Annotated in this window: 22 protein-coding genes and 1 tRNA gene; 8 read left to right on the top strand and 15 right to left on the bottom strand. The window is 71.3% G+C overall.

Annotation, left to right across the window (positions count from 1 at the left end; translation table 11 throughout):
* Positions 1 to 52 precede the first annotated feature (52 nt).
* The gene (locus MWM08_RS02450; RefSeq protein WP_244457888.1) at positions 53 to 1384 is read left to right on the top strand and encodes an NAD(P)/FAD-dependent oxidoreductase; all 1332 of its coding nucleotides are present in this window, start codon (positions 53 to 55) and stop codon (positions 1382 to 1384) included.
* Here MWM08_RS02450 and MWM08_RS02445 read toward each other — a convergent pair whose 3' ends face one another.
* Positions 1385 to 2071 carry a YdcF family protein gene (locus MWM08_RS02445; RefSeq protein ID WP_244457887.1) on the bottom strand — a complete coding sequence of 229 codons (687 nt, stop codon included), beginning with the start codon at positions 2069 to 2071 and terminating at the stop codon, positions 1385 to 1387. It abuts the gene before it with no gap.
* A complete protein-coding gene (locus MWM08_RS02440) occupies positions 2068 to 3042 on the bottom strand; it encodes an alpha/beta fold hydrolase (protein WP_244457886.1) in 975 nt (324 codons plus the stop codon). The genes MWM08_RS02445 and MWM08_RS02440 overlap by 4 nt, the downstream gene beginning before the upstream one ends.
* 240 nt (positions 3043 to 3282) lie before the next feature.
* Between MWM08_RS02440 and MWM08_RS02435 the strand changes: the two genes are divergently transcribed.
* The 5 genes from MWM08_RS02435 (at position 3283) to MWM08_RS02415 (ending at position 11228) form a co-directional block, all read left to right on the top strand.
* Complete coding sequence (locus MWM08_RS02435; RefSeq protein WP_423816007.1) at positions 3283 to 3513, top strand: zinc-finger domain-containing protein; 231 nt, start codon at positions 3283 to 3285, stop codon at positions 3511 to 3513.
* Positions 3514 to 3556: 43 nt separating this feature from the next.
* A complete protein-coding gene (gene polA, locus MWM08_RS02430; RefSeq protein WP_244457885.1) occupies positions 3557 to 6391 on the top strand; it encodes a DNA polymerase I in 2835 nt (944 codons plus the stop codon).
* 2 nt (positions 6392 to 6393) lie between these two features.
* The gene (locus tag MWM08_RS02425; protein ID WP_244457884.1) at positions 6394 to 7611 is read left to right on the top strand and encodes an MFS transporter; all 1218 of its coding nucleotides are present in this window, start codon (positions 6394 to 6396) and stop codon (positions 7609 to 7611) included.
* 264 nt (positions 7612 to 7875) lie between these two features.
* Entirely contained in the window at positions 7876 to 10017 is a 2142-nt protein-coding gene (locus MWM08_RS02420; protein WP_244457883.1) for a hybrid sensor histidine kinase/response regulator, read from the top strand.
* Between the two features lie 926 nt (positions 10018 to 10943).
* On the top strand, positions 10944 to 11228 hold the full coding sequence (locus tag MWM08_RS02415; RefSeq protein WP_341482875.1) for a helix-turn-helix domain-containing protein: 285 nt from the start codon (positions 10944 to 10946) through the stop codon (positions 11226 to 11228).
* A gap of 172 nt (positions 11229 to 11400) precedes the next feature.
* Here MWM08_RS02415 and MWM08_RS02410 read toward each other — a convergent pair whose 3' ends face one another.
* From MWM08_RS02410 to MWM08_RS02380, 7 genes are all read right to left on the bottom strand, one after another.
* Positions 11401 to 11811 carry a DUF2237 family protein gene (locus tag MWM08_RS02410; RefSeq protein WP_244457882.1) on the bottom strand — a complete coding sequence of 137 codons (411 nt, stop codon included), beginning with the start codon at positions 11809 to 11811 and terminating at the stop codon, positions 11401 to 11403.
* 42 nt (positions 11812 to 11853) lie between these two features.
* Positions 11854 to 12222, bottom strand: a complete 369-nt coding sequence (locus tag MWM08_RS02405) for a gamma-butyrobetaine hydroxylase family protein (protein ID WP_244457881.1) — start codon at positions 12220 to 12222, stop codon at positions 11854 to 11856.
* 4 nt (positions 12223 to 12226) lie between these two features.
* A complete protein-coding gene (locus MWM08_RS02400; RefSeq protein WP_244457880.1) occupies positions 12227 to 12436 on the bottom strand; it encodes a Trm112 family protein in 210 nt (69 codons plus the stop codon).
* A gap of 70 nt (positions 12437 to 12506) precedes the next feature.
* Positions 12507 to 13181, bottom strand: coding sequence for an LON peptidase substrate-binding domain-containing protein (locus MWM08_RS02395; protein ID WP_244457879.1), 675 nt, complete (start codon positions 13179 to 13181; stop codon positions 12507 to 12509).
* Positions 13182 to 13198: 17 nt separating this feature from the next.
* Positions 13199 to 14140, bottom strand: a complete 942-nt coding sequence (locus tag MWM08_RS02390) for a tetratricopeptide repeat protein (RefSeq protein WP_244457878.1) — start codon at positions 14138 to 14140, stop codon at positions 13199 to 13201.
* Positions 14141 to 14236: 96 nt separating this feature from the next.
* A complete protein-coding gene (locus MWM08_RS02385) occupies positions 14237 to 14737 on the bottom strand; it encodes a prolyl-tRNA synthetase associated domain-containing protein (RefSeq protein WP_244457877.1) in 501 nt (166 codons plus the stop codon).
* Positions 14738 to 14791: 54 nt separating this feature from the next.
* Positions 14792 to 15751: a Bug family tripartite tricarboxylate transporter substrate binding protein gene (locus MWM08_RS02380; RefSeq protein ID WP_244457876.1), complete on the bottom strand. Its 960-nt coding sequence runs from the start codon at positions 15749 to 15751 to the stop codon at positions 14792 to 14794.
* Between the two features lie 138 nt (positions 15752 to 15889).
* Here MWM08_RS02380 and MWM08_RS02375 point away from each other — a divergent pair.
* Positions 15890 to 15964 (top strand) — tRNA-Gly (locus tag MWM08_RS02375).
* A gap of 434 nt (positions 15965 to 16398) precedes the next feature.
* Positions 16399 to 16785 carry a hypothetical protein gene (locus MWM08_RS02370; RefSeq protein ID WP_244457875.1) on the top strand — a complete coding sequence of 129 codons (387 nt, stop codon included), beginning with the start codon at positions 16399 to 16401 and terminating at the stop codon, positions 16783 to 16785.
* Positions 16786 to 18096: 1311 nt separating this feature from the next.
* Here the strand turns inward: MWM08_RS02370 and MWM08_RS02365 are convergent.
* The 6 genes from MWM08_RS02365 to MWM08_RS02340 all read right to left on the bottom strand — a co-directional run bounded on the left by MWM08_RS02365 (position 18097) and on the right by MWM08_RS02340 (position 23927).
* Positions 18097 to 19176: a sulfate/molybdate ABC transporter ATP-binding protein gene (locus tag MWM08_RS02365; protein WP_244457874.1), complete on the bottom strand. Its 1080-nt coding sequence runs from the start codon at positions 19174 to 19176 to the stop codon at positions 18097 to 18099.
* Positions 19173 to 20018 carry a sulfate ABC transporter permease subunit CysW gene (cysW, locus tag MWM08_RS02360; RefSeq protein WP_244457873.1) on the bottom strand — a complete coding sequence of 282 codons (846 nt, stop codon included), beginning with the start codon at positions 20016 to 20018 and terminating at the stop codon, positions 19173 to 19175. The genes MWM08_RS02365 and cysW overlap by 4 nt, the downstream gene beginning before the upstream one ends.
* Positions 20015 to 20866, bottom strand: coding sequence for a sulfate ABC transporter permease subunit CysT (gene cysT / locus MWM08_RS02355; protein WP_244457872.1), 852 nt, complete (start codon positions 20864 to 20866; stop codon positions 20015 to 20017). The genes cysW and cysT overlap by 4 nt, the downstream gene beginning before the upstream one ends.
* A gap of 3 nt (positions 20867 to 20869) precedes the next feature.
* Entirely contained in the window at positions 20870 to 21886 is a 1017-nt protein-coding gene (locus MWM08_RS02350) for a sulfate ABC transporter substrate-binding protein (RefSeq protein ID WP_244457871.1), read from the bottom strand.
* 74 nt (positions 21887 to 21960) lie between these two features.
* Entirely contained in the window at positions 21961 to 22938 is a 978-nt protein-coding gene (locus tag MWM08_RS02345) for a Bug family tripartite tricarboxylate transporter substrate binding protein (RefSeq protein ID WP_244457870.1), read from the bottom strand.
* Between the two features lie 5 nt (positions 22939 to 22943).
* Positions 22944 to 23927, bottom strand: coding sequence for a Bug family tripartite tricarboxylate transporter substrate binding protein (locus tag MWM08_RS02340; protein ID WP_244457869.1), 984 nt, complete (start codon positions 23925 to 23927; stop codon positions 22944 to 22946).
* Positions 23928 to 23946 lie beyond the last annotated feature (19 nt).

The following is a 23946-nucleotide window of genomic DNA, read 5'->3' as shown; positions in this document are numbered from 1 at the left end:
GTGTGATATGGCGCCACGACCCTACAACCGAAGCGCACCGGAACCCAGGGCCATGCCGCTCGACGCCTCACCCGACCTGCCGCTCGGCGAAACCACCTGCGACGTGCTGGTCATCGGCGGCGGGCCGGCCGGGGCCACCGCGGCCACGCTGCTGGCCGAAAAGGGCCGGCACGTCGTGTTGCTGGAAAAGGACCACCACCCGCGCTTCCATATCGGCGAGAGCCTGCTGCCGCTGAACCTGCGCATCTTCGAGCGCCTGGGCGTTGCGGAGGAGATCGCGGCGATCGGCGTCCACAAGCCCGGCGCGCGCTTCGTGTCGGACGAGCACGGCAAGCACACCGCCTTCTCCTTCGCGGCTGGGTTGAACCAGGACTACACCTATTCCTACCAGGTGCGGCGCAGCAGCTTTGACGACGTGCTGTTCCGCCGGGCACAGCGCGCCGGCGCGGATGCGCGCGAAGGGATGCGGGTGCTGGATGTGGCGTTGGATGCGCGCGGCGGGCATCGCGTGACGGCGCGCGACGAGGCCGGCACGGTGCACGCCTTCCGCCCGCGCTTCGTGATGGATTGTTCGGGGCGCGACACCGTGCTCGCCACCGCGATGGGAAGCAAGGCACGCAACCCGCACAACAACACCGCGGCGATGTACGGGCATTTCAGCGGAGTCGCGCCGTTCGGGGAGGCCGAGGACGGCAACATCACCATCCACCTGTTCGATGAAGGGTGGTTCTGGATGATCCCGCTGCCCGAAGGCGTGATGAGCATCGGCGTCGTCTCCAACCCCGCCTTCTTCAAGCGCCGACGCGGCGAGGTGCGTGACTTCTTCCTCGAGACACTGCGCGCCGTGCCGTCGGTCGCGCGGCGCATCGCGCAGGCCGACCTGGTGAGCGAGGTCACCACCACCGGCAACTACTCCTATGCGTCGAAGGTGATGCACGGCGATGGGTGGCTGATGGCGGGCGACGCCTATGCCTTCATCGACCCGGTGTTTTCCTCCGGCGTACTGCTGGCGATGGCGAGCGCCGAGATGGGCTCCGACGTTGCCGATGCCTGGCTGGAGGACCCGGTGCGCGCCGGCGCGATGGCGCGCGCCTTCGAGGCCAAGGTGAAGCGCGCGATCGGGTCGCTGTCCTGGCTGATCTACCGGATCAACACGCCGGTGCTGCGCGACATGTTCATGGAACCGCGCAACCGCTTCCGCATGCGCGAAGGGCTGGTCAGCCTGCTGGCGGGTGATGTGCATGCCAATGCCAACCGGCAGCTCCCGGTGCTCGCCTTCAAGGGCGCCTTCTACGCTCTCTCCTTCGCCTATCGCTTCGGCTACAGGCTCGGGCCGCAGGGGCTGAAGAAGGCCGCGCCGCGTACGCTGGCGCCGGCGGAATAGTCAGGCGCCGCCGATCCGCTGCAGCCAGGCGCGCCGGCGCAGCAGGCGCGACAACCAGCGCCCGGTCACGTACCAATGCACCATAAAGCCCTCGGCCACGAGGCCGAGGCGCGTCGCGACGGGCGTGTCCTCCGCCGCCACAGCCATCGGCGCCAAGCCCAGGCCGCGCGCCATCAGCACGGCCCGGTGCAGGTGCGCGCGGCTGGTCACCAGCGCCTCATGCGCGCCGCCGCCGCCACCATCGCGATGATGCGCGAGGTTCTCGAGCGTATGGCGTGACCGGGTCTCGGTCCCGATCCGCGCAGGATCGAGACCGCGCGCGACCAGCCAGTCGCGCCCGACCTCGGCCTCGCTTGGCGCGCCGGGGCTGGTCTGCCCGCCCAGCACCAGCACCTGTGCGTCGGGTGCGGCCCGCGCCAGCGTCAGCGCGCGGCCCAGCCGCGCGGCGAAGACCGCCGAGACCTCACCGGCCTCCAGCCGATGCCCCAGCACCAGGATACGTGCCGGCACCATCGCGGGGCGGAGCGGCGCCTGCCGCGCGGTGCGTGCCACCGCGCGCGTCGCGACGAAGGGCGCGAGGCCGAGTGTCAGCCCCGCCACTGCCAGCGCCGTGAGCAGGGTGATCGCGCCATCATGCCCGAGAAACGGCGGCGGGCGCCCCGTCACGCCCTCGGTCGCGCGGCTCACGCCGCGAGCCAGGCCCGCGCCGCCGCCTCGGCCCCCGAGGGCAGCGCCGCGCGCCGGTCGGCCGCCCAGGCGGTGACGTCACGCGCCACGCGCTCGCCTTGCGTGTCACGCAGCAGCATGTGGTAGCCATTGTCGTAGAAGCCGACGCGCTGCGGCGCGCCATCGGGCAGCGCGGCCAGCAAGCGGCGCGTCGGCCCGGCCGGCACCAGCCGGTCCCGCCCGCCATACAACAGCAGCGCCGGCGCGCGGAAACTGGGCGCCGCCGCCACTGCCGCATCCATCAGGTCCACCAGCCCGGCGAGCGCATCGACCCGGGTGTGGCGGATCAGCAGCGGGTCGCGCGACCAGCGCTGCCAGGCGGCGATGTTGTCGGTCGGCTGGAAGCCCGGCGCCGAATTGGCGAAGCCCATCATCGGCACGATCGTCACCAGCGCGTCGAGCATGCCGCGCGCCAGCCAACCCAGGCTGGCCCGGCCGACCACCGCCGGGGCCAGCAGCACGTAGCCATCGACCGGCGGCGGGGTGGCCGAGGCGCCGGCCACCAGGAGCACGGCACCGCCCATGCTCTCGCCCATCATCATCAACGGCACGCCGGGGTGGCGCGCACGGACCAGGCGCGCGGCCTGCGCGGCATCGGCGGCCATGGTCTCGTGCCCGGCCCAGATGCCGCGGTTGGGCGAGGCGCCGAAGCCGCGCTGGTCATAGGCATAGAGCGCGACACCATCCTCGGTGAACCAAGGCGCGGCATCCTCGGCGAAGGCGCGGGCGTGCTCGTTCATGCCGTGCAGGCCGACCACCACGGCGCGCGGCGGGCTGGGCGGCATCCAGGCGTGCAGCGGCAGGCGCACCCCGTCGGGCATGACCAGCGCGTCGTCGGCGATGCTCGGGCTCGTGACGGGCGGGCCCATCGGGGCGCGCGCCGGCGTGCAGGCAGGCAGCGCCAGGGCGGCCAGCAGGGCGCGCCGCGGCATGCGCAGCGGCAGAGGCGCGGGTGACGCCGGGCGCGGCGCCACCCCGCCCCCGGCCGTCGCCGGTGGGTCGGAACGATCCATCACGGGGAGCACCCTAGCGCGTTCCACGTCCGGGCCGCACGCGCTTGTCCGGGCCTGCCGCGCGCGACCGGCCAACGACCGCCGCCGGCACGCCCCGCAGCCACGAGGCTGGCCCGCCGCGCCCGCCCCGACTATGGTGCGCCCCCTGTGACGAGGCCCATGATGCGCGACCCCCTGATGACCGGCTACGGACCGAAATTCGTCGAGGGCCTGACCCCCGACCAGCGGGTCGAGGTGCAGTCCCGCAAGGTCGCCTGCGACGGCGAGGCTGCCGGCGCCTTGGGTCATCCGCGGATCTGGCTGCACATCGACGACCACGAGGTCACTTGCCCCTATTGTTCGATCACCTACGTCCTCGCCGAGGGCGCAGGCGAGGATCATGGCCACTGACGAGAACCGCGCCCCCGAGGCCGGCCGGCCAAGGGGTACCGCCATGAGCGACGCCGCCGCCGCATCCGAGGCGCTGCCCCCGGTCGCGCCCGGCGAGCGCCACCTGATCCTGGTCGATGGCTCCGGCTACATCTTCCGCGCCTATCACGCGCTGCCGCCCATGACGAACCCGCAGGGCGTGCCGGTGAATGCCGTCTATGGCTTCACGACCATGCTCTCGCAGTTCCTCACGCGCCATGCGGGCACGCATATCGCCGTGGTGTTCGACGCCGCGCGCATCAACTTCCGCAACGAGATCTACGCCGATTACAAGGCGCATCGCCCGGACCCGCCGGACGACCTGATCCCGCAATTCGACCTGATCCGGGAGGCGACCGATGCGCTGGGCGTCTGCCGCGCGCAGCTCGAGGGCTTCGAGGCGGACGACCTGATCGCGGCCTATGCCAAGGCGTATCTCGAGGAAGGCCCGGGCCAGGTCACCATCGTCTCCTCCGACAAGGACCTGATGCAACTGGTCCGCCCGGGCGTGCAGCTGCTCGATCCGATCAAGCAGAAGCCGATCCGCGAGCCGGAGGTCTTCGAGAAATTCGGTGTCACGCCCGACAAGGTGGTCGAGGTGCAGGCGCTGGCCGGCGATTCCACCGACAACGTGCCGGGCGTGCCGGGCATCGGGATCAAGACCGCGGCACAGCTCATCAGCGAATACGGCGACCTCGAATCCCTGCTGGCCCGCGCCACCGAGATCAAGCAGCCCAAACGGCGCGAGGCCTTGGTCGAGAACGCCGAGAAGGCGCGCATCTCCCGCCGCCTGGTGCTGCTGGACGAGAACGCGCCGCTGCCCTGCCCGATATCGGAGATGGTCGCGAAGCCGCCGCCCGATGGCAGGCTGGAATCCTTCCTGCGCGCCATGGGCTTCCGCTCGCTGCTCGCGCGCATGGGCAAGCTCGGCGAGGGCAATGACCCGCCGCGCCGCGGCGCGCCGCCCGCGGCACTTCGCCACGCGCCCGCGCCTGGCCCGGTCGCGCCCGATCTCGCCGTGCCCTTTGGCCCGTACGAAGCGGTGACGACCGAGGACGCGCTCGCGCGCTGGGTGGCGGAGGCCACCGCCGCCGGCGTGGTGGCGATGGACACCGAGACCGACAGCCTCGATGCGCGGCGCGCGAAGATGGTCGGCTTCTCGCTGGCCGTGGCCCCCGGGCGCGCCTGCTACGTGCCACTGCGCCATGGCGATGCCTCCGACATGCTGGCGCAGCCCGCCCCGGCGCAGGTAGCGCCCGACCGCGCCTTCGCGCTGCTGCGCCCGCTGCTGGAAGACGCTTCGGTGCTGAAGGTGTTCCAGCACGCGAAATACGACCTCGATGTGCTGGCGCGCGGCGAGAATGGCGGCTTCGACGCCATCGCGCCGATCGACGACACGATGATGATCTCCTACGCCATGGAAGCCGGGAAGCACGGCCATGGCATGGACGAATTGTCCGTGCTGCACTTCAACCACCAGCCGATCAAGTTCGACGAGGTGACCGGCACCGGCCGCGCGCGCATCCCCTTCAGCCAGGTGCCGCTCGACCGCGCCACCGCCTATGCCGCCGAGGATGCCGACGTGACGCTGCGGCTATGGCTGCTGCTGCGCCCGCGCCTGCGCGAGGACGGCGCACTGGCCACCTACGAACAGGTGGAACGGCGCATGGTCGGCGTGCTGCGCGCGATGGAAGGCGCGGGCATCAAGGTGGACGGCGCCGAGCTCGCGCGGATCGGCGAGGATTTTTCCGCCCGTCTCGCGGTGCTCGAGAAGCAGATCCACGCGCTCGCAGGGCGCGAGTTCAACGTCGGTTCTCCGAAGCAGCTCGGCGAAATCCTGTTCGACGAAATGAAGCTGTCGGGCGGGCGCAAGGGCAAGACCGGCGCCTATTCCACCGATGCGGCGGTGCTCGAGGACCTCTCCGCGCAGGGCGTGGAACTCGCCTCACGCGTGCTGGAATGGCGCCAGCTCGCGAAGCTGAAATCCACCTATGTCGAAGCGCTGGCGGCCGAGATCGACCCGATCGACCGCCGCGTGCACACCTCCTACGGCATGGCGGGCACCAGCACCGGGCGCCTGTCGTCCAACGACCCGAACCTGCAGAACATCCCGATCCGCTCCGAGGAAGGCATGCGCATCCGCCGCGCCTTCGTGGCCGAGCCCGGACACGTGCTGCTGGCCGCCGACTACAGCCAGATCGAATTGCGACTGCTGGCCCACCTGGCCGAGGTGCCCACGCTGCGCGAGGCCTTCGAGAAGGGCGAGGACATCCATTCGCGCACCGCGGCCGAGATCTTCCACCTCGGCCCCGGCAGCGTCGACAAGGAAGCCCGCCGCCGCGCCAAGATGATCAACTTCGGCATCATCTACGGCATGTCCGCCTTCGGCCTGGCCCAGCGCCTGGGTATCCCGCCGGCCGAGGGACGGTCCATCATCGACGCCTATTTCGCGCAATACCCCGGCATCCGGCAGGAAATGGAACGCTGCAAGGAGGAAGCCCGCATCCACGGCTTCGTCCGCACGCCCTTCGGCCGCAAGCTCTGGATCCCGGACATCGCCACCAAGGACCCGGTGCGCCGCGCCGGGGCCGAGCGCGCCGCCATCAACGCCCCCTTCCAGGGCGGCGCGGCCGAGATCATCAAGCGCGCCATGGTTCGCCTGCCGCGCGCCCTGCGCGATGCCGGCCTCAACGCGCGCATGCTGCTGCAGGTGCATGACGAACTGGTCTTCGAGGTGCCCGAGGCCGAGGTCGTACCCACCGCCGCGCTGGTGAAGTCCATCATGGAATCTGTCGCCACCCTGCGCGTGCCGCTCTCGGTCGAGGTCGGCACCGGGCATTCCTGGGCGGAGGCCCACTGACCATGGCCGCCGGCTGGACCCCCGACGAGAAGCGAACGCTCGCGCAGATCTGCGCCGCGCATTTCGTCAGCCACGTGCACTACCTGGTCATTCCGCCACTGTTCCCGCTGCTGCGCGAGAGCCTCGGCGTGTCCTATGTGGAACTCGGCCTGGCGCTCACGGCCTTCAACGTCGTGTCCTTCTTCACCCAGGCGCCGATGGGCTTCATCGTGGACCGCGCGGGGCCACGGCGGATGCTGGCGGCGGCGCTCACGCTGGGCGGGCTGTCCTTCATCCTGCTCGGACTCACGGGCACCTATGCCTGGCTCATCGCCGCCGCCGCCATGGCGGGGCTGGCGAACAGCGTCTACCACCCGGCCGACTACGCCATCCTGGGGTCGTCGATCGCCGAGGAACGGGTCGGGCGGGCCTTCTCGATCCATACTTTCGCGGGGTTCCTGGGCGGGGCGATCGCGCCGGCCTTCGTGCTCGGCACGGCAGCGGCCTTCGGCATGCCGGCGGCGCTGATCGCGGCCGGGGCGATCGGACCGATCGCCGCCATACCGCTGCTGTTGGGCCGCGCGCCGGTCGCCGCGCCGCGCCCTGCGGCCGCGAAAGCCGGGGCGGCAGCGGGCGGCGTGCGTGCGGTGCTCTCGCCCGCCGTGCTCGCGATGATGCTGTTCTTCGTGACGCTCGCGCTGTCGAACGGCGCGATCCAGAACTTCTCGGTCGCGGCGTGGGTCGATGGGCAGGGCCTGTCGCTGACCCTGGCCAATGCGGCGCTGACCGCCTTCCTGTTCGCCAGCGCCGGAGGCGTGCTGTTCGGCGGCGTTGTTGCGGACCGCACCCGCAACCACGGGTTGGTGGCCGCGGGTGGCTTCGGTTCCGCGGCCGCACTGGTGCTGCTGGTGGGCAGCGGCGCGGTGCCGGGGCTGGTCCTCGTGCCGGTCATGGCGGCGGCCGGGTTCCTGTCGGGCATGATCATGCCCTCCCGCGACATGCTGGTGCGCGCCGCGGCGCCGCCGGGCCAGGCGGGCGCCGTGTTCGGGATCGTCTCCACCGGCTTCAACCTGGGCGGCATGGTCGGGCCGGTGCTGTTCGGCTGGCTGCTCGATGGCGGGCAGGCGCGCCTGGTGTTCTTCGCCGCTGCCGGGTTCATGCTGCTGACGGCGCTGATGGCGCTCGCGCAGGAATGGCGGCTGCGGCGCCGGCGGCGCATCGCGGCGCTCCCGGCGGAGTGACGGGCCCCCAGCAAGGGCTTGATCCGCGCCTGCCGAATGCGGCAGCCTGATCCGTTGCCGCACGAGCCCGAAGGCCGGGCGGCAGCGACGGGCCGGCCAGGCGCGCCGCGGTGATCATACCGGCAGTGATCGTGCCGATCGCAGCGCAGGGCGCGCCCGCATGACACGCATCGCCGCAGGGGTCGAGGACAAGGGCGGTTGAGCAAAGGGGCATCATCGACCGGACGCAACAGGCCACCGCCGGTCTCCGCGGTGATCGTGTTCGTGCTCGCCGCCGCGATCCCCTTCGCGCTGATGGCCTTGCTGACCATGCAGGACCGCGCCCAGGTGCGCGAGGACGCGCAGCGCCGCGCCGTCGCCGCGGCGACCGTGGCGCGCGAGCAGGCGCTGCGCGTCGTGCAGTCCGGCAGCGCGGCGCTCGACCGGCTGGAGGACCTCACGGGCAGCCTGACCTGGGGCCAGATCCAGGCGCGGCGCGGCACGCTGCAGGCCGACCTTCGGCGGATCGAGAACCAGCAGCCGGACGAGATGACGCTGGTGCTGGTGCGCCCGGACGGTCGCGCGGTGGTTTCGGGCCGTGCGGAGCCGGCACCGCTCGCGGACCTGTCCGGCATCGACGGCATCCGCGCCCTGCGCGAGGGGCTGCGCGGCATGGCCTTCGATCCGGCACCGCGCGACCTGTTCGGCGACTCCGCCGGCGTGCTGATGGCGCGTGGCCGCGCGCCCGAGAGCCGGCCGTATGACGGCGTCCTGCTCGGCGTGCTGAAGGCCGACGCTTTCCTGGCGGAATGGGACCGCCTGCGCCGCGACGGCGGGCGCTTCGCGCTGCTGCGCTGGGACGGGCTGACGCTGCTGCGCCAGGGCGGCGGCCCCTTGCCCTTGCTTGGGCCGCGCGACCCGTTGCGCATCGCGATCGGACAAGGCGACCAGCGGGCCATCACGGCCGACCCATTCGGCGACGGCGCGCCGCAACTGGTCGCCTGGCAACGGGTGGGCGACCAGCCGCTGTTCGTCGCCTATGCCGTGCCGGTTGCGCAGGCCCAGCCGATCATGGGCCCGCAATTCGGGGTTCATGCTGCGCTGGCCGGCGGACTCGCGCTCGCGCTGATGTTCGCGGGCTGGCGGATCTGGCTCGGCTCGCGCAGCGCCACCGAGACGCTGGAGCGGCTGGAATCGAATGCGACGGAACTGCGCGACGAGATCGCGCGCCGCGAGGTGGCCGAGGAAAGCCTGCGCAATGCGCAGCGGATGGAAGGGCTCGGGCGCTTGACCGGCGGCGTCGCGCACGACTTCAACAACCTGCTGACCGCGATCCTGGGCACGGCGCGCGCGCTGGAACGCCACCTGGGCTCGCGCGCGGACGAACGCACCAAGCGGCTGCTCGCCGCGACCGTCACGGCGGTGGATCGCGGCGCGCGGCTGAACGCCAGCCTGCTGGCCTTCGCGCGGCGCCAGCCGCTGACGCTGACCAACGTGGACGCCAATGCCCTGCTGCGGGACTTCCTGCCGCTGCTGCGCCGCGCCCTGGATGAGAGCGTGACGGTCGAACTCGCGCTCGACCAGAAGCTGCCGGCCTGCAGCGCGGATGCCGCGCAGCTGGAAGCCGCGCTGCTCAACCTCGCGATCAATGCGCGCGACGCCATGCCGCGCGGCGGCAAACTGCGCGTGCTGACGCGCCGCGCCTGGCTGCAGGAACAGGCGCTGGCCGGCAATACCGAGGCACAGCCCGGCCCCTATGTGGCGATCGAGGTGCGCGACACCGGCACCGGCATGCCGCCCGAAGTGCGCGAGCGCGCCTTCGAACCCTTCTTCACCACCAAGGGCCCGGGCCAGGGGACGGGCCTGGGCCTGTCGCAGGTCTTCGGCTTCGTGCGCCAGATCGGCGGCCATGTGGCGATCCAGTCCGCGCCGGGGCGCGGCACCACGGTCACGCTGTACCTGCCGCTGGGGTCGGCCACCGACAATGCGGTGGGCGGTACCGCGGCGCCGCCGCGCGTGGCCGCACATTCGGGCATCGGCTGGTCGGTGCTGGTGGTCGAGGACGAACCGGCGGTGCGCGCCGTGGCGGTGGACATGCTGCAGGATGCCGGCTTCGCCGTGCTGGCCGCCCCGGACGGGCCGACCGCAATCGCCCTGCTGAAGGAAGGCGCGCAGGCCGACATCCTGTTCTCGGACGTGGTGATGCCCGGCGGGATGACCGGCGTGGACCTGGCACGCGAGGCGCGCAGGCTGCGGCCGACGATTGGCGTGCTGCTGGCGTCGGGCTACGCGGCCGAGGCGCTGGCCGAACACGGCGGCGCCGGCGAGTTCGAGATCATCGGCAAGCCTTATGACGTGGACACGGTGCTGACGCGGATTGCGGCGCAGCGGCCCAAGCGGGCGCTGCCGGCCGTGCCGGCGGCCTAGGGCGGAACACTCGACCGGGCCACGGCATGCCCGGCGCAGGTTCATCCCCTCGTGCAGGCTTGGGTCGATCGGCAGGCCGCAGCCTCGCCGATAAGCAATACGGCACGAGCAGACTGATACGTGCTGGTAGAAACCCGCCGTTTCCGCTAGAAATACAGTAATGGGAACGCCCAACGACAGATGCGATGGAATCGCGCCAATTCCCTCGGTTCGCTTCAGCAATCTGCATCTGCCGCCGGCGCAGCAGTTCGAAGCCTATCGCGCCGACGCGATCGGGTTTGCCGAACTGTTGCAGCGCACCAGTGGCACCGGTTGCCCTGCCACCTACACGGCCTGGTCGCTGGGACCGCTGGTGATGAAGCGCACCACCTCGCCCCCACTCGACCAGCGCCGCACACCGGCCATGGCACGGCGCGATGGGTTGGACCACTGGCTCATCAGCATTCCTGCGCACAGTCGGCAGCGCATGGAACTCGGCGGGTCGACGCTCGAAGTCTCGGCGGCGCGCCCCATCCTGATGTCCTGCGACCAGCCCTTCACGTTGGAACGCTCGGGCGCCGAACAGGATTGGAGCATCGCCTTCCTCGCGCGCGATGCGCTGCCGGGTCTCGACCTGCCGCGCGGCCTCGATGGCACGCAGGTGCTCGCCACGCCGATGGGCGGGCTGCTCATGGCATTCCTGCGTGAGATGGCCGCGCGGCTTCCCGATATGACGGCTGCGCAGGTGCCCGGCCTGCGCGACGCGACACTGGCACTGCTCCGCGCAGCACTGGTGCAAAGTCCCGACACCCTGGCCGCCGCCCGCCCGCATGCCGAGGTCGTCTTGCGCGCAAGGCTACGCGCCATGATCCGCGCGCGGTTGGGCTCGGCCACCCTCACGCCCGCGCGGCTGTGCCGGGAGGCGGGGCTGTCGCGCAGCGCGCTCTATCGGTTGTTCGAACGGCGTCTACGCGACCATCCAGGCGGAACGCCTGGCGCAGGCGCGGCGGCTGCTCGAGGACACGCGGGAGCGGCGTTCCGTCCGGGAGATCGCCGAGTCGGTGGGCTTCTTCGAACCCTCTGTGTTCAGCCGCGCCTTCCGTCGACGCTACGATGCGACGCCGAGCGACGTACGCGAGGCAGCGCGGGCTGGCCTGCCGCGCGCCACGGGCAGCATCGCCCGCGCCAGCGCGCGCGGCTTCCTGGACCTCGTGTCCCGCCTGGAGGGATAGCATGCGCGCCGCGTGCTTCGACTTGCGCGGCACATGCCATCGGCAAGCCGGATCTGTGCGCCCCGCTTCGACCGGTGCCGTGGGTTCCTGCCGATAGGCGAGCCTGCCGATGGGGAGACCGTGCTGACGCGTATGGTCCGGACGCCTGCCACCACCGGCGTGGGCCCCGGGGTCAGTCCAGGTCGATCGCGTGCGCTTCCAGATGCGCGCGCGTCGTCACCCGCAGCGCCGCCTCGTGCGTCGCCTCGAGCAGCACTGGCGGCGCGGCGCCGGCGCGGCGCGCTTCCTCCCAGCGCGCGGCGCACAGGCACCAGCGGTCGCCGGGCTGCAGACCGGCGAAGCCATATTCGGGCCGTGGCGTGGAAAGATCGTTGCCGGCCGCCTGGCTGAAGGCCAGGAACGCCGCGGTGACCTCGGCGCAGACCACGTGCAGGCCGTGGTCCTGCGGCCCGGTGTTGCAGCAGCCATCGCGGAAGAAGCCGGTCAGCGGCGCGACCGAACACGGCAGCAGCACGCCGCCCAGCACGTTGCGAGCCGCCGGCCTTTCGCCGCGGCCACCACCGCGTGGAATCACGTCATCCATGGCGCGATGATGCCGCGGCACGGGCGGGCACGACAGGCATTCTCATGCCCGCCGCGGCGGCTCGCGCGAGAGGCCGCGCGCGCCGAGTTCAGCGAGATACGTGGACCAGCGCGCCTCCTGCTCGACGCCCAGAGTCCGCAGATAGGCCCATGCGTAGATGCCGGTGTCGTGCAGGTCGTCGAAGACGATGCGCACCGCGTAGTTGCCGACCGGTTCCACGCGCAGGATGCCGACATGCCGCCGCCCGGCGACGATCACCTTCTGCCCTGGACCATGGCCCTGCACCTCGGCGCTCGGGCTCTCGACGCGCAGGTATTCCGCCGGCAGCCGGTACCGCGCACCATCGGGGAAGGCGACCTCCAGGGCCTGCTCGGCGCGCCTGAGGCGGATCTCGGTGGGCGCGGCGGACATGCGCTCAGCCGTCGATCTTGCGCGCCTCGTCCGGCAGCATGATCGGGATGCCGTCGCGGATCGGATAGGCCAGGCCGGCGCGCTCGCTGACCAGTTCGCCCGCGTCACGGTCGTAGCGCAGCGGCCCCTTGGTGACCGGGCAGACCAGGATCTCCAGCAGCCTGGGGTCGACGGCGCCGCCGACCGTAGTCCCTTGGGGCGATGTCTCGGACATGCGTCTTCGTCCTGCTTCGCGGGCCCACGCGGGGCCGGTTGTAGGTGCCGGGGCGGACCCCGGCAGGGTGTCAGCTCGGCCGTCCCTCGGACGAGGGGGCGTTGGCGGCGGCGCCCATGCGCATCAGCGCGACCAGCATCCGCGCGCGCTCGCCAGGGTCGGGTGCTTCCAGCAGCGCCTGCTTCTCAGGCACTTCGAAGGGGCAAACCATCGACAGGGTCGTGACCAGCATGTTGTCGGCGGTCTGTTCCACCGCATCCCAATTTGCCTCGATGCCGCGTGCGCGGAAATAGGGGCGCAGGGCGTCGAGCAGTTCGGTGCGATCCACCCCTGGCGGCGCGTCGCCCTCCTCGACCGCGAGGTCGGCCTGGAACCCGGCATAGTCGGCGCGCACCCGGCGGTAGCCGCCCGGTGCCAGCGGCAGTTCCTCCGCGATGCGGAAGCGCGCCACGCCGGTCAGGGTGATCAGCAGCCGCCCGTCATCCGTCTCGCTGAAGGACGACAGCCGCCCGAGGCAGCCGGTCCGGTACAGCCCCGGCCCGGTCGCGGATTTAGGCGCGCGCGCATCCGCCTGCACCATGCCGAACATGCGGCCATTGGCCAGGCTGTCCATGGTCATGGCCAGGTAGCGCGGTTCGAAGATATTGAGCGGCAGGCGCCCCTGCGGCAGCAGCAGCGCACCCGAGAGCGGGAAGACCGCGATCTCCCCGGGCAGGTCGGCCAGGCGTGGATGGAAGGGGGGCATCGACGCCTGGTGCCCCTTCAGCGGAACAACAGGCCGGCGAGCTTGCGCCGGCCGGCCTTGCTGGCCGGATCGTCGAAGCCCCAGGCCTCGAAGAACTTCAGCAGCTGCTTGCGGGCGGCTTCCTCGTTCCAGGCGCGGTCGCGGCGGATCGCCTCGATCAGCGCATCCACCGCCGCCTCGCGGTTGTCCGCGGCATTCAGTGCGATTGCGAGGTCGATGCGCGCGGCGTGGTCATCGGGGTCGGCGGCCAGGCGGTTCTCGAATTCGGCGAGCATCGACTTGGCGCGGCGGCCTTCGACCTCGAGCTCGATGGCGGAGCGGGCCGCTGTGAGCTCTGCGGCGTCCTTGATCTTGGCGGGGGCGCTGTCGAGCACGGCGATCGCCTGGTCTTCCTCGCCCAGCGCCAGCAGCGCGCGGGCGACGCCGGCCAGCGCCTTGGCGTTCTCGGGCTCCTGCTGGGACAGCGCGCCGAACAGTTCGAGCGCGGCGGCATGGTCGCCGGCGGCGACGGCGGCCTCGGCCTCGGCCATCAGGTCGGCACCCGGCATCTGGCCGCCGGCGGCCTTGAGCAGGCCCTCGACGAAGCGCTTCACCTCGGATTCCGGCAGAGCGCCCTGGAACAGGTCGAGGATCTGGCCCTGCCAGAAGGCGACGACCGTTGGCACGGACTGCAGCGGCAGGCCCATCTGGGTCAGTTGCGCGACCAGCTGGCGGTTCTTGTCGATGTCGATCTTGACCAGCCGGACGCGGCCGCCGGCGGCCTTGGTGACCTTCTCGAGCGCAGGGGTCAGCGTCTTGCAGGGGCCGCACCAGGTCGCCCAGAAGTCGACCAGCACCGGCACCTCGCGGGACGCCTCGACCACGTCCTGCATGAAGGTCTTCTGGTCGCCATCCTTGATGAGGCCATCGGCAGCGGCGCCGGGCCCGGCCTGGCGGGCGGGGTCGAACAGGACTTCCATGGCGGGCATTCCTCTAGTCTTGGCGCATACATGCGCCCTCCGGGGCGTGACGCAAGGCGTTGTGAACCGGCCCGGCCCGCCTGGGAAGCCCGAAGGTCAGCCGAGGTCGAGCAGCCGGGCCTCGTGGCCGCAGCCCGCCAGGAAGCGCAACAGGTCCCCCGGCGCCATGCCGGTGCTGGCGGCATTGGTCAAGGGGTGGACCCAGATTCGGTCGAAGCCCTCCAGCAAGTGCCGGTCCATCACGAAGCGGACCGCCCCGGGCGCCGCATTGACCAGGCCGAGCGGCGTGACCGAGCCCGGCGGCACGCCCAGGGTCGCGACCAGTTCCTCGGCGCTTGCCATGGTGACCTTGCCGGCCTCGGCCAGGCGCGCCAGGGCATTGACCGAGACCTGGCGTTCTTCTTCGAGCGTGGCGAGCAGGAAGGGGCCCTCCCCCTTTGCCGGGCGCAGGAACAGGTTCTTGGTGTGCCCGCCGGGCAGGCTGCCGCGCAGCGCACGGCTTTCCGCCACGGTGAAGACCGGCGGGTGGTGATGTGTCTCGGCCGCGATGCCGGCGGCCGCCAGGCGGGCGAGCAGCCCCTCGGGAGTCTCGGTCATTCAGCGGCGACCGATGGGCCGTGCGCGCCGGTGCGGGACCTTCGAGACACGCAGTCAGTCGAGGCGGATGTTGTTGGCGCGCACCACGCCGGCCCAGACCTCGATCTCCGCATCGAGCCAGGTGCGGAAGCTGTCCGGCCCCTCGGCCTTGTTCACCGCGCCCAGTGCCGTGATGCGTTCGGCCGTGGCCGGCACGGCCATCGCGGCGCGGATGTCGGTGGCCAGGCGGTTGACCATGGCCGGCGGCGTGGCCCCCTGCGCGAGCACGCCCTGCCAGGTGCCCGATTGCGCAGCGGGCCAGCCGAGTTCGGCGAAGGTCGGCACGTCGGGAAAGTCGGCCAGGCGGGCGGGGCCGGTCACGGCGATGGCGCGCAGCGTGCCCTGCTTGCAGAAGGGCGCGGTGGCCGTCGCGCCGTTGATGATCATCTGCGCTTCCCCGGCCGCCACGGCGGTGAGCGCCGCCGCACCGCCACGATAGGGCACCTGCGTGAGGTCCGCCCCCCAGTGCTGCGCCACCAGCAGCCCGGTGAGGTGGTTGCCCACGCCGATGCCGGCATGGCCGATATTGACCCGCTGCGGGTTGGCCTTGGCGTAGGCGACGAGTTCTGCCGCGTTGCGCGCCGGCACGGACGGATGCACCGCGAGGATGTAGGGCGCGTAGATCAGCATGGTGACCGGGGCGAGGTCCCGCTTCAGGTCGAAGGGCAGGCGCGCATAGAGCGAGGGCGCCGTCGCCAGGGTCGAGACGTCGATCAGCAGCAGCGTGTGCCCGTCGGGGGCGGATTTCGCGACCAGGTCCGCGCCGATGTTGCCGCCCGCACCGGTGCGATTTTCGACCACGACGTTGTGGCCGAAGGACTGGGTCAGCGTGGGGGCAAGCAGTCGAGCCAGGATGTCCGACGTGCCGCCCGGTGCAAAGGGCACGACGATGCGCACCGGGCGGTCCAGCGTCTGTGCGCGCGCGGGCAGGGCAAAGGCGCCGGCGGCGAGGCCGAGCAGGGTGCGGCGGTTCATGGTGTTGTCCTCCCGGCGGGGCCGATGGTCGCAGGATCGCCCTGCCCGGGCCGCGGTGTCGAGAGTGTTTCGGCGTCTGCGCCGGGGGTGACTTGCAATGCGCCGCGGGTCATGCCATTAGCGCGGCCCGCTCGGAGCGCGGGCGTAGCTCAGGGGTAGAGCACGACCTTGCCAAGGTCGGGGTCGAGGGTTCGAATCCCTTCGCCCGCTCCATTTCCGCCAATCCATACAGGGGGTTGGCACGATATAAGCTCCCGCATGCTGCGCTTACACGACCCGTCCAAGAGAGCATGTAAGCAGAATGTAGGCAGCTAGCCTCGCGGTGAGCTGCAGTGTTCCGTGCGGGCGGTAGGCGGCGACCCTGGCCCCGGTCCAGTTGCCGTCTCGGCCGTGCGCACCGCGACCCGCCCATCCGAATCGCGCGGAACGACGGCGCCCATCATCGAACCCCCACCCGATCGGTTATCCACAACCGGGATGTGGATAACCTGTGGACAAGTGCTGCCGGTCACGGGACTTCGGGCGCATCCGATATCGGGACTTCAGGCGCACCAGGCACGGGACTTCGGGCGCAGGAATCGCCCGATCCGGAAGCCAGATCAATGCGTTGCGGCAGCCGTAACTTCTCTAACTAGAGTCTAACCTTCATGGAGTGGTTTGGGCCGCACGCCGTCGAGAGTGCGGCCGGGACGAGGGGGCGGGCGCGGCGCCACGGCGCCGCTGGCACGCCACCGGCGCGCCGCCCCGTCGCGAAGGAAGAGCACTCCGCCTCGTGCCCGAGCGGATCGATCGGCCGGACCTCGACCCGTCGAGATCGTGCCGGCGGCGCGCATGACGACGCCTTCGGTGCGGTCGGCAACGTGACGCTGGGCGCCCATGTGCTCCGCCACAACTGCCCCTGGCCCAAGGACAACGGTTCGCTGCGCGCGGCGGACGAGGTCGAACCGACGGGGCTCGTGCCGCCGTATGCTTGCTGCGGCCGATACCGTCTCGCGACGAAGCACGCTGCGGCCGGCCAGCCGGTGGGCGCTTGAACGCGTGACTGTCGGCGAGCCCGCGGACCGCCATCGCGATCGACGTCGATGGCGCGGCTGGCCGCCGTCGCGAGCATCGCCAGGCGCCGACGTCGAGCAAACGTCATGCCCCAGGTCCGAATATGTCGTGCTCGGGGCGACCAGGCTCGACCGGCGCGACGCGCGCTGATCCGTGCCGCTCAAATGCGTGACCCGGGCGCTTCCGTGAACACGGTCCACCCATGGGTGCTGGAACGGGAGCACGACAAGCTCCATCTGCAGATCCCGCCTGGCACGGCACCGCAATGTGTGACTCGCGCCGGATGTGGTGCGCTTCGCCGACCCGGCTGTGGCTCGGCTGTCGCCAGCGCGGAAGCCTGATGACGTCGCGGCGTTGATGCGTCGGTGTCCTACGACGCGGTGCCCACCGTCGATGACCTGTGCGGGCGTGCATGACCCTGAAGCCACTGCCGTCGGGCACTTGGGAGACTACCAACGGCATGTTCCGCGTCACTGCGGCAGTCGGATTCGCGCTGCGCTCCCTACCAGCCCGTGACATGGACGGCGACGTGGCCAAGGTCGCGCCACGCCCTCAAGGTTCCAGCCAAGCATACGGCCGAACAGCATGCTCAGAAGCACGCGGTCGTGCCAGTTGCACGGAGCTCGCGGCGTTCACGCAACGCATCCGGATCAACGGCGGGCGCCCAGCACGAACATCTGAGCATCGGCCCCGTGGTGGCTCTGCCTCGGCGACATGGGTGCAGGCAAACGGCGGCGAGAGCGCCGTTCACACGACACGCCGGCGGCAGATCAACAGCAGGCACTTCGTAGCGCGACGGGAGAGCAACGGGCGAACAATGCGTGCCCAGAGAGCACGACTGACGACAGGGACCACTTGGCTTCGAAGTTCGCAGCACAGCGAAAGCCGTCGTGTCGCGGCGCAGTCTCTCGCGCGCATGGAGATGGTGGCCGGGATCAGGATGGTACCCCCGAATACGACTGCCAGATAAAAGCAGGGCTGGCGGTCGGTCGTAACTGCCTGATCCAGCATTGGAATTCGTGCCCCACGCCAAATAGTCGGCTGGCGCATTCCTACGAATTCCCAGGCAAATCAGGGCCTTTGCCGCCAGCCGGCGCGACGCGAAGCGCAAGAGCCCTTCCGACATGACACCGTCGCCAACCTCAGTTGTTCTGAGCCACACCGGCGCCGTCGTCGATCCTTCGGCACCTGTATCCGGCGCGCTCATCGGACCCGGCGTGCCGAAGACAATGGCTCGCCCCTTCCACAGCGGGCCCGTTCGGAGGCACGGTGCGGCCACGGCGACCGCTGTGTCAGTGGGAACGCGCAATCTCCCGCTCGGTCAGGCGGGTTCTGCCGTCCGCCGAGAAGGCGATGACTTCGCGCAGCCGCACGGAGCAGGCGGCACCCCGAACCACACGTCCGGCGCTTCCCGCAAGCATCGCATCGAGCGACACGCCCTCCCCTTCAAGCACCAAACGCGTACCACCGCGTTCCTCCCGGACCAGCACAACCCGCAATGCGCCCTCCTGCGAGGGCACAGGTGCCGCCACCAAATCCTCCGGGCGCACGAAGACCCGCACCGGCCCTTCGGGCCAGCCGACCTCGCGCGGCGGAACACCAAGGCCAGAAATCTCCAGCCGGCCATTGCGCACGACGCCATCGAGGCTGTTCGCATCCCCCACGAACCCCGCGACAAAGGCGTTCTGCGGCGCGTCCAGCAATTCCCGCGGCGTGCCGAACTGAAGCACCCGCCCGCGATCCATCACCGCGATGCGGTCGGCGAGCTCCATCGCCTCCTCCTGGTCATGCGTGACCAGGATAGAGGTGATGCCGAGCCGATCGTGCAGGCCGCGCACCCAGCGCCGCACATCCTTGCGCACCAGCGCATCAAGCGCACCGAAGGGTTCGTCGAGCAGCAGCAGCTTGGGCTCGATCGCCAGCGCACGGGCCAGCGCCACGCGCTGCCGCTGCCCGCCCGAGACCTGGCCCGGGTAGCGCCGCGCCAGTTCGGGGATCTGCACCAGCTCCAGCAGTTCCGCCACGCGCCGCGCGATCTCGGCCTCCGCCGGGCGGGTTCGGCGCGGGCGCACGCGCAGGCCAAAGGCGACGTTGTCCGCCACCGTCATGTGGCGGAACAGCGCGTAGTGCTGGAACACCACGCCCACGCCGCGCAGGCGGGCGGGGACATCCGCGACGTCCTCGCCCGCGATGCGCACGCTGCCGGCATCGGGGAAGTCGAGCCCCGCCAGGATACGCAGCAGCGTGGTCTTGCCCGATCCCGACGGCCCCAGCAGCGCGGCGAATTCGCCGGGCCGCAGCGACAGGCTCACCCCGTCCAGCGCGGCGGCGGTGCCGAAGCGACGCATCAGGCCATCGATCTCGACCGTCATGCCGCACCCCCGAGGCGCCGTTCGGTGAAGCCTTCGAGCAGCGTCTTGGCCGCCAGCGTCACCACGCCGAGCAGGGCCAGGAGTGCGGCCACCGCGAAGGCGCCGACGAACATGTATTCATTGTACAGGATCTCGACGTGCAGCGGCATCGTGTTGGTCTTGCCGCGCACGTGGCCCGACACGACCGAGACCGCGCCGAATTCCCCCATAGCCCGCGCGTTGCACAACAGCACGCCTGCCAGCAGCGCCCAGCGGATGTTGGGCAGCGTGACGCGACGGAAGGTCTGCCAGCCTGTCGCGCCCAGTGTGGCGGCGGCTTCCTCCTCCTCACGCCCCTGTTCCTGCATGAGTGGGATGAGCGTGCGCGCCACGAAAGGGAAGGTCACGAAGATGGTCGCGAGCACCAGGCCCGGCAGGGCGAAGATGATCTCGATATCGTTCGCGCGCAGCCACGGCCCCAGGTAGCCCTGCGCGCCGAACAGCAGCACGAAGACCAGCCCCGAGATGACCGGCGAGACCGAGAAGGGCAGTTCGATCAGCGTGACCAGCAGGCGCTTGCCGGGGAAGTCGTTCTTCGCGATGGCCCAGGCCGCTGCGATGCCGCCCAGCGTATTCACCGGCACCGAGATCGCGGCGACCAGCAGCGTGAGCCGCACGGCCGCCAGCGAATCCTCCTCCATGATCGCGGCAAGCGCGGGATCGAGGCCGCGGCGCAGCGCCTCGGCGAAGACCGCCACGACCGGCAACACGAAGATCACCACTGCCAGGACCAGCGCCAGCAGGATCAGGGCAACGCGCGCCGCCAGCGGATCACGCGTTGCCGGGCGCAGCGCGCCGCTCATTCATGCCCCCGCCGCAGCCGGCGCTGCCAGACGTTGAGCAGCAGCAGCACCACGAAGGACAGCGCCAGCATCGCCAGGCCAATCGCCGCCGCAGCCGCGTAATTGAACTGCTCAAGCTTTACCACGATCAACAGCGGCGCGATCTCGCTGACCATCGGCATGTTGCCGGCGATGAAGATGACGCTGCCGTACTCGCCGACCGCGCGCGCGAAGCCCAGGCCGAAGCCGGTGATGGTGGCGGGCGCGAGCGCCGGCAGCACCACGCGCAGGATGGTCTGCAGCCGTGTGGCACCCAGCGTGGCGGCGGCCTCCTCGGTATCGAGCGAAAGGTCGCGCAGCACCGGCTCCACCGTGCGCACCACGAAGGGGAGTGCCACGAAGAACAGCGCGACCACCACGCCGGTCGGGGTGTAGGCGACCTTCCACCCCGTCAGCGCCTCGATCGGCGCGCCGAGCCAGCCATTGGGCGCGAACAGCGCGGTCAGCGCGAGCCCCGCCACCGCCGTCGGCAGCGCGAAAGGCAGGTCGAGCACCGCGTCCAGCGCGCGCCGGCCGGGGAAGCGGTAGCGCGTGATCACCCAGGCGAACAGGATACCGATCGGCACGCTCGCCAGCGCCGCCACCGCCGCCCCGCCGAAGGACATGCGCAGGGCGGCGAGGACGCGCGGTTCCAGCAGGGTGTCCACCACGCCCGCCAGCCCGAGCTCCCACGGCTTGAGCGCCAGCGCCGCGAGCGGCACCAGCACGATCAACCCAAGCCACGCCAGCGTGATTCCGAGCGTCAGGCCGAGCCCCGGCAGGGCCTGGCGCGGCCATGTCCTGCCCGGGGCTGCGGCCAGTGTCGCCATGCCTCAGCGGCCCGGCCGATAGATGCGGTCGAACACGCCGCCATCGTCGAAATGCGTGCGCTGCGCCGTGGCCCAGCCGCCGAACACATCGTCGATGGTCACCAGGTCGATGCGCGGGAAGCGCTGCGCATTCGCCGCCAGTATCGCCGCGTCGCGCGGGCGGTAGAAGTGCTTCGCCGCCAGCCGCTGGCCGTCCTCGGAATAGAGGTGGTTGAGGTAGGCCTCGGCCAGCGCGCGGGTGCCGCGGCGCTCGACGTTCTGGTCCACCACCGTCACCGGCGGCTCGGCCAGGATCGAGAAGGACGGGTAGATGATCTCGAGCCCCGCCTGCGCGAATTCCTGGTTCGCCAGGTGCGCCTCGTTCTCCCAGGACAGGAACACGTCGCCTTGGCCACGCTGCACGAAGGTGGTGGTGGACCCGCGGGCACCGGTGTCGAGCACCGGCACCTGGCGAAACAGCTGCGCCACCGCCTGCTCGGCGGTGGCCGCGCTGCCACCCGGCTGACGCAACGCCCAGGCCCAGAAGGCCAGGTAGTTCCAGCGCGCCCCGCCCGAAGTCTTGGGGTTCGGCGTGATAACCGACACACCGGGTTTGATCAGGTCGCCCCAGTCGCGGATGGCCTTTGGGTTCCCGCGCCGCACCAGGAACACGATGGTGCTGATGTACGGGCTGCTGTTGTGCGGCAGGCGCCGCTGCCAGTCGCGCGCGATCAGCCCGCGCTCGGCGATCGCGTCGATGTCGTAGGCCAGCGCGAGGGTCACGACATCGGCGGCCAGCCCATCGATCACGCTGCGCGCCTGGCGGCCCGAGCCGCCATGCGAGGTGTTGATGCCCGGCCGCGGATTGCCGCGCGCCGTCCAGGTGGTGGCGAAGGCCGCGTTGAACTCGCGGTAGAATTCGCGCGTCGGATCGTAGGAGACGTTCAGCAGCGTCGGCGCCTGCTGCGCGCGGGCGGGGGCCACGGCAAGGGCGGCGGTTGCGGCAAGCGCGCTGCGGCGGGACAGGATGGTGGCGTTCATCGCATCAGGCCTCCAGGTCGGAACGATGCACCGGATCGCGGCATAGCGTCCGGCGGATCAAGGGAAGGTGAAGGTCAGGCATCGGCAGGGGTGATCCCGGCGGCCGCAACCACGGCCGCGAAGCGGGTGGCGGTGCCGGACAGCACCTGCGCGAAGCGGTCAGCCGGCGCGCCCACGACGCCGAAGCCCAGGCCAGCCAGGCGTTCACGCACAGTTGCGTCATCGAGGGCGGCGCGCGTGGCGGCGTGCAGGGCCTCCCGCACCGCAGGCGGCGTGCCGGCGGGCACCAGCACGCCCATCCAGGTCACCTGCTCGAAGCCTGGCGCGATGGTCTCGGCCACGGTCGGGATGGCAGGCGCGGAAGGGGCGCGCGCAGCCGAGGTGACCGCAAGGCCCACCAGCCGCCCGTCGCGGATCTGGTCGGCCGCCGCGCCCAGCGTGACCAGCGCCGCATCCACCGTGCCGGCCAGCAGGTCGGCCAGCAGCGGCCCGCCGCCGCGGTAGGAGACGTGCTCCGGCCGCGCGCCGATCGCCTGCGCGATCAGCTCACTGGTCAGGTGATGCGAGGTGCCCCAGCCCGGCACACCGACATTGACGCTGCCCGCACGCGCCTTCAGCCGAGCCGCATAGGCCTGGATATCAGCGATGCCCGATCGCGGATGCGTCACCAGCAGGTTCGGCGCATCGATTGCGAGGGTGACCGGTGCCAGGCCCGGCAGCAGCGGCGTGGCGCCACGCGGCGGCAGCGCCTCCACCGCCGCGAGCGTATCGTTGGTGACGAGCAGCGTGTGCCCGTCCGGTGCGGCGCGCAGCACCGCCTGGGTGCCGAGGCGCGAGGAGGCGCCGCCGATATTCTCGATCACCACCGGCTGGCCAAGCCGGGCCTGCAGCGCAGGCGCGACGGCGCGGGCGAAGACATCCACGCCCCCGCCCGGCGGGAAAGGCACGACGATGCGAACGGGCCGTATGGGGAAGGCCTGCGCCTGCGCCTGCGCGCGCGCCGCAGCAGCGGCGAGCATCGAGGCGACCAGCAGCGTACGACGACCATTCATGGCGTTCAGCCCCCGGCCTGGCGGATGCCGGCGGCGCGCACGACGCCGGCGAAGCGCTGGGTGGATTCCTCGGTCCGACGGGCAAATACATCCGGCCCGTCGGCGACCACCTCGAAGCCGAGGCCGGTCAGGCGGTCGCGCACCGCGGGTTCGCGCAGCGTCGCCGCGATCGCCTCGTGCAGCGTGCCCACCACCGGCGCCGGCACGCCGCGCGGCACCAGCAGCCCCTGCCAGGATTCGACGTCGAAGCCGGGGGCGACGGTCTCGGCCAGGGTCGGCACCTCGGGCAGCGCCCCATCGCGCGCGAGGGTTGTGACCGCGAGCGGCACGATGGCGCCCTGGCGCACCTGCTCGGTGATGGCGGGCAGGGTGATGACCAGCGCGTCGAGGTGCCGCGCGATCAGGTCCGCCGTGGCCGGCCCGCCGCCGCGATAGGTCACGTATTCCACGCGCAGCCCGCCGGTCGCCTGCGAGAGCAGTTCGTGCACCACATGCGCGATGCCGCCCCAAGCCGGCAGGCCGACGTTGAGCCGCCCGGGCCGCGCGCGCACGGCCTCGACATAGCCGGCGATGTCGCGGATGCCGGAGGACGGGTGCGTGGCCAGGATCTGCGCCGCGCGCACCGCCTGCGTCACCGGCGTGAAGGACCCGCGCACGGTGAAGCCGGGATTGGGCGCGATCAGTTCGGCCAGCACGATGGCGTCGCCAGTGACCAGCAGCGTGTGGCCGTCGGCCTCGGCGCGCGCGACCTGCTGCATGGCGATGAGGCCATTGGCGCCGCCCTGGTTCTCGACCAGCACGGTCTGGCCGAGGCGCTGCGACAGCACGGGGGCGAGCACGCGCGCCAGCGTATCGAGGCTCGCGGCGGGTGCGGAGGACACCACCAGGCGCACCGGGCGCGTGGGTGCCCAGGCGGTGGCGCGCGCGGCCGCGGCGGCGCCAAGGCTGGCAAGTGTGGCGCCGATCGCGGCGCGTCGATGGATGGTCATGGCATGGTCTCCGGTGAGG

It is taken from the genome of Roseomonas fluvialis (assembly GCF_022846615.1).
Classification (GTDB): domain Bacteria; phylum Pseudomonadota; class Alphaproteobacteria; order Acetobacterales; family Acetobacteraceae; genus Neoroseomonas; species Neoroseomonas fluvialis.
This window is presented reverse-complemented; position numbering and strand designations above follow the sequence as displayed.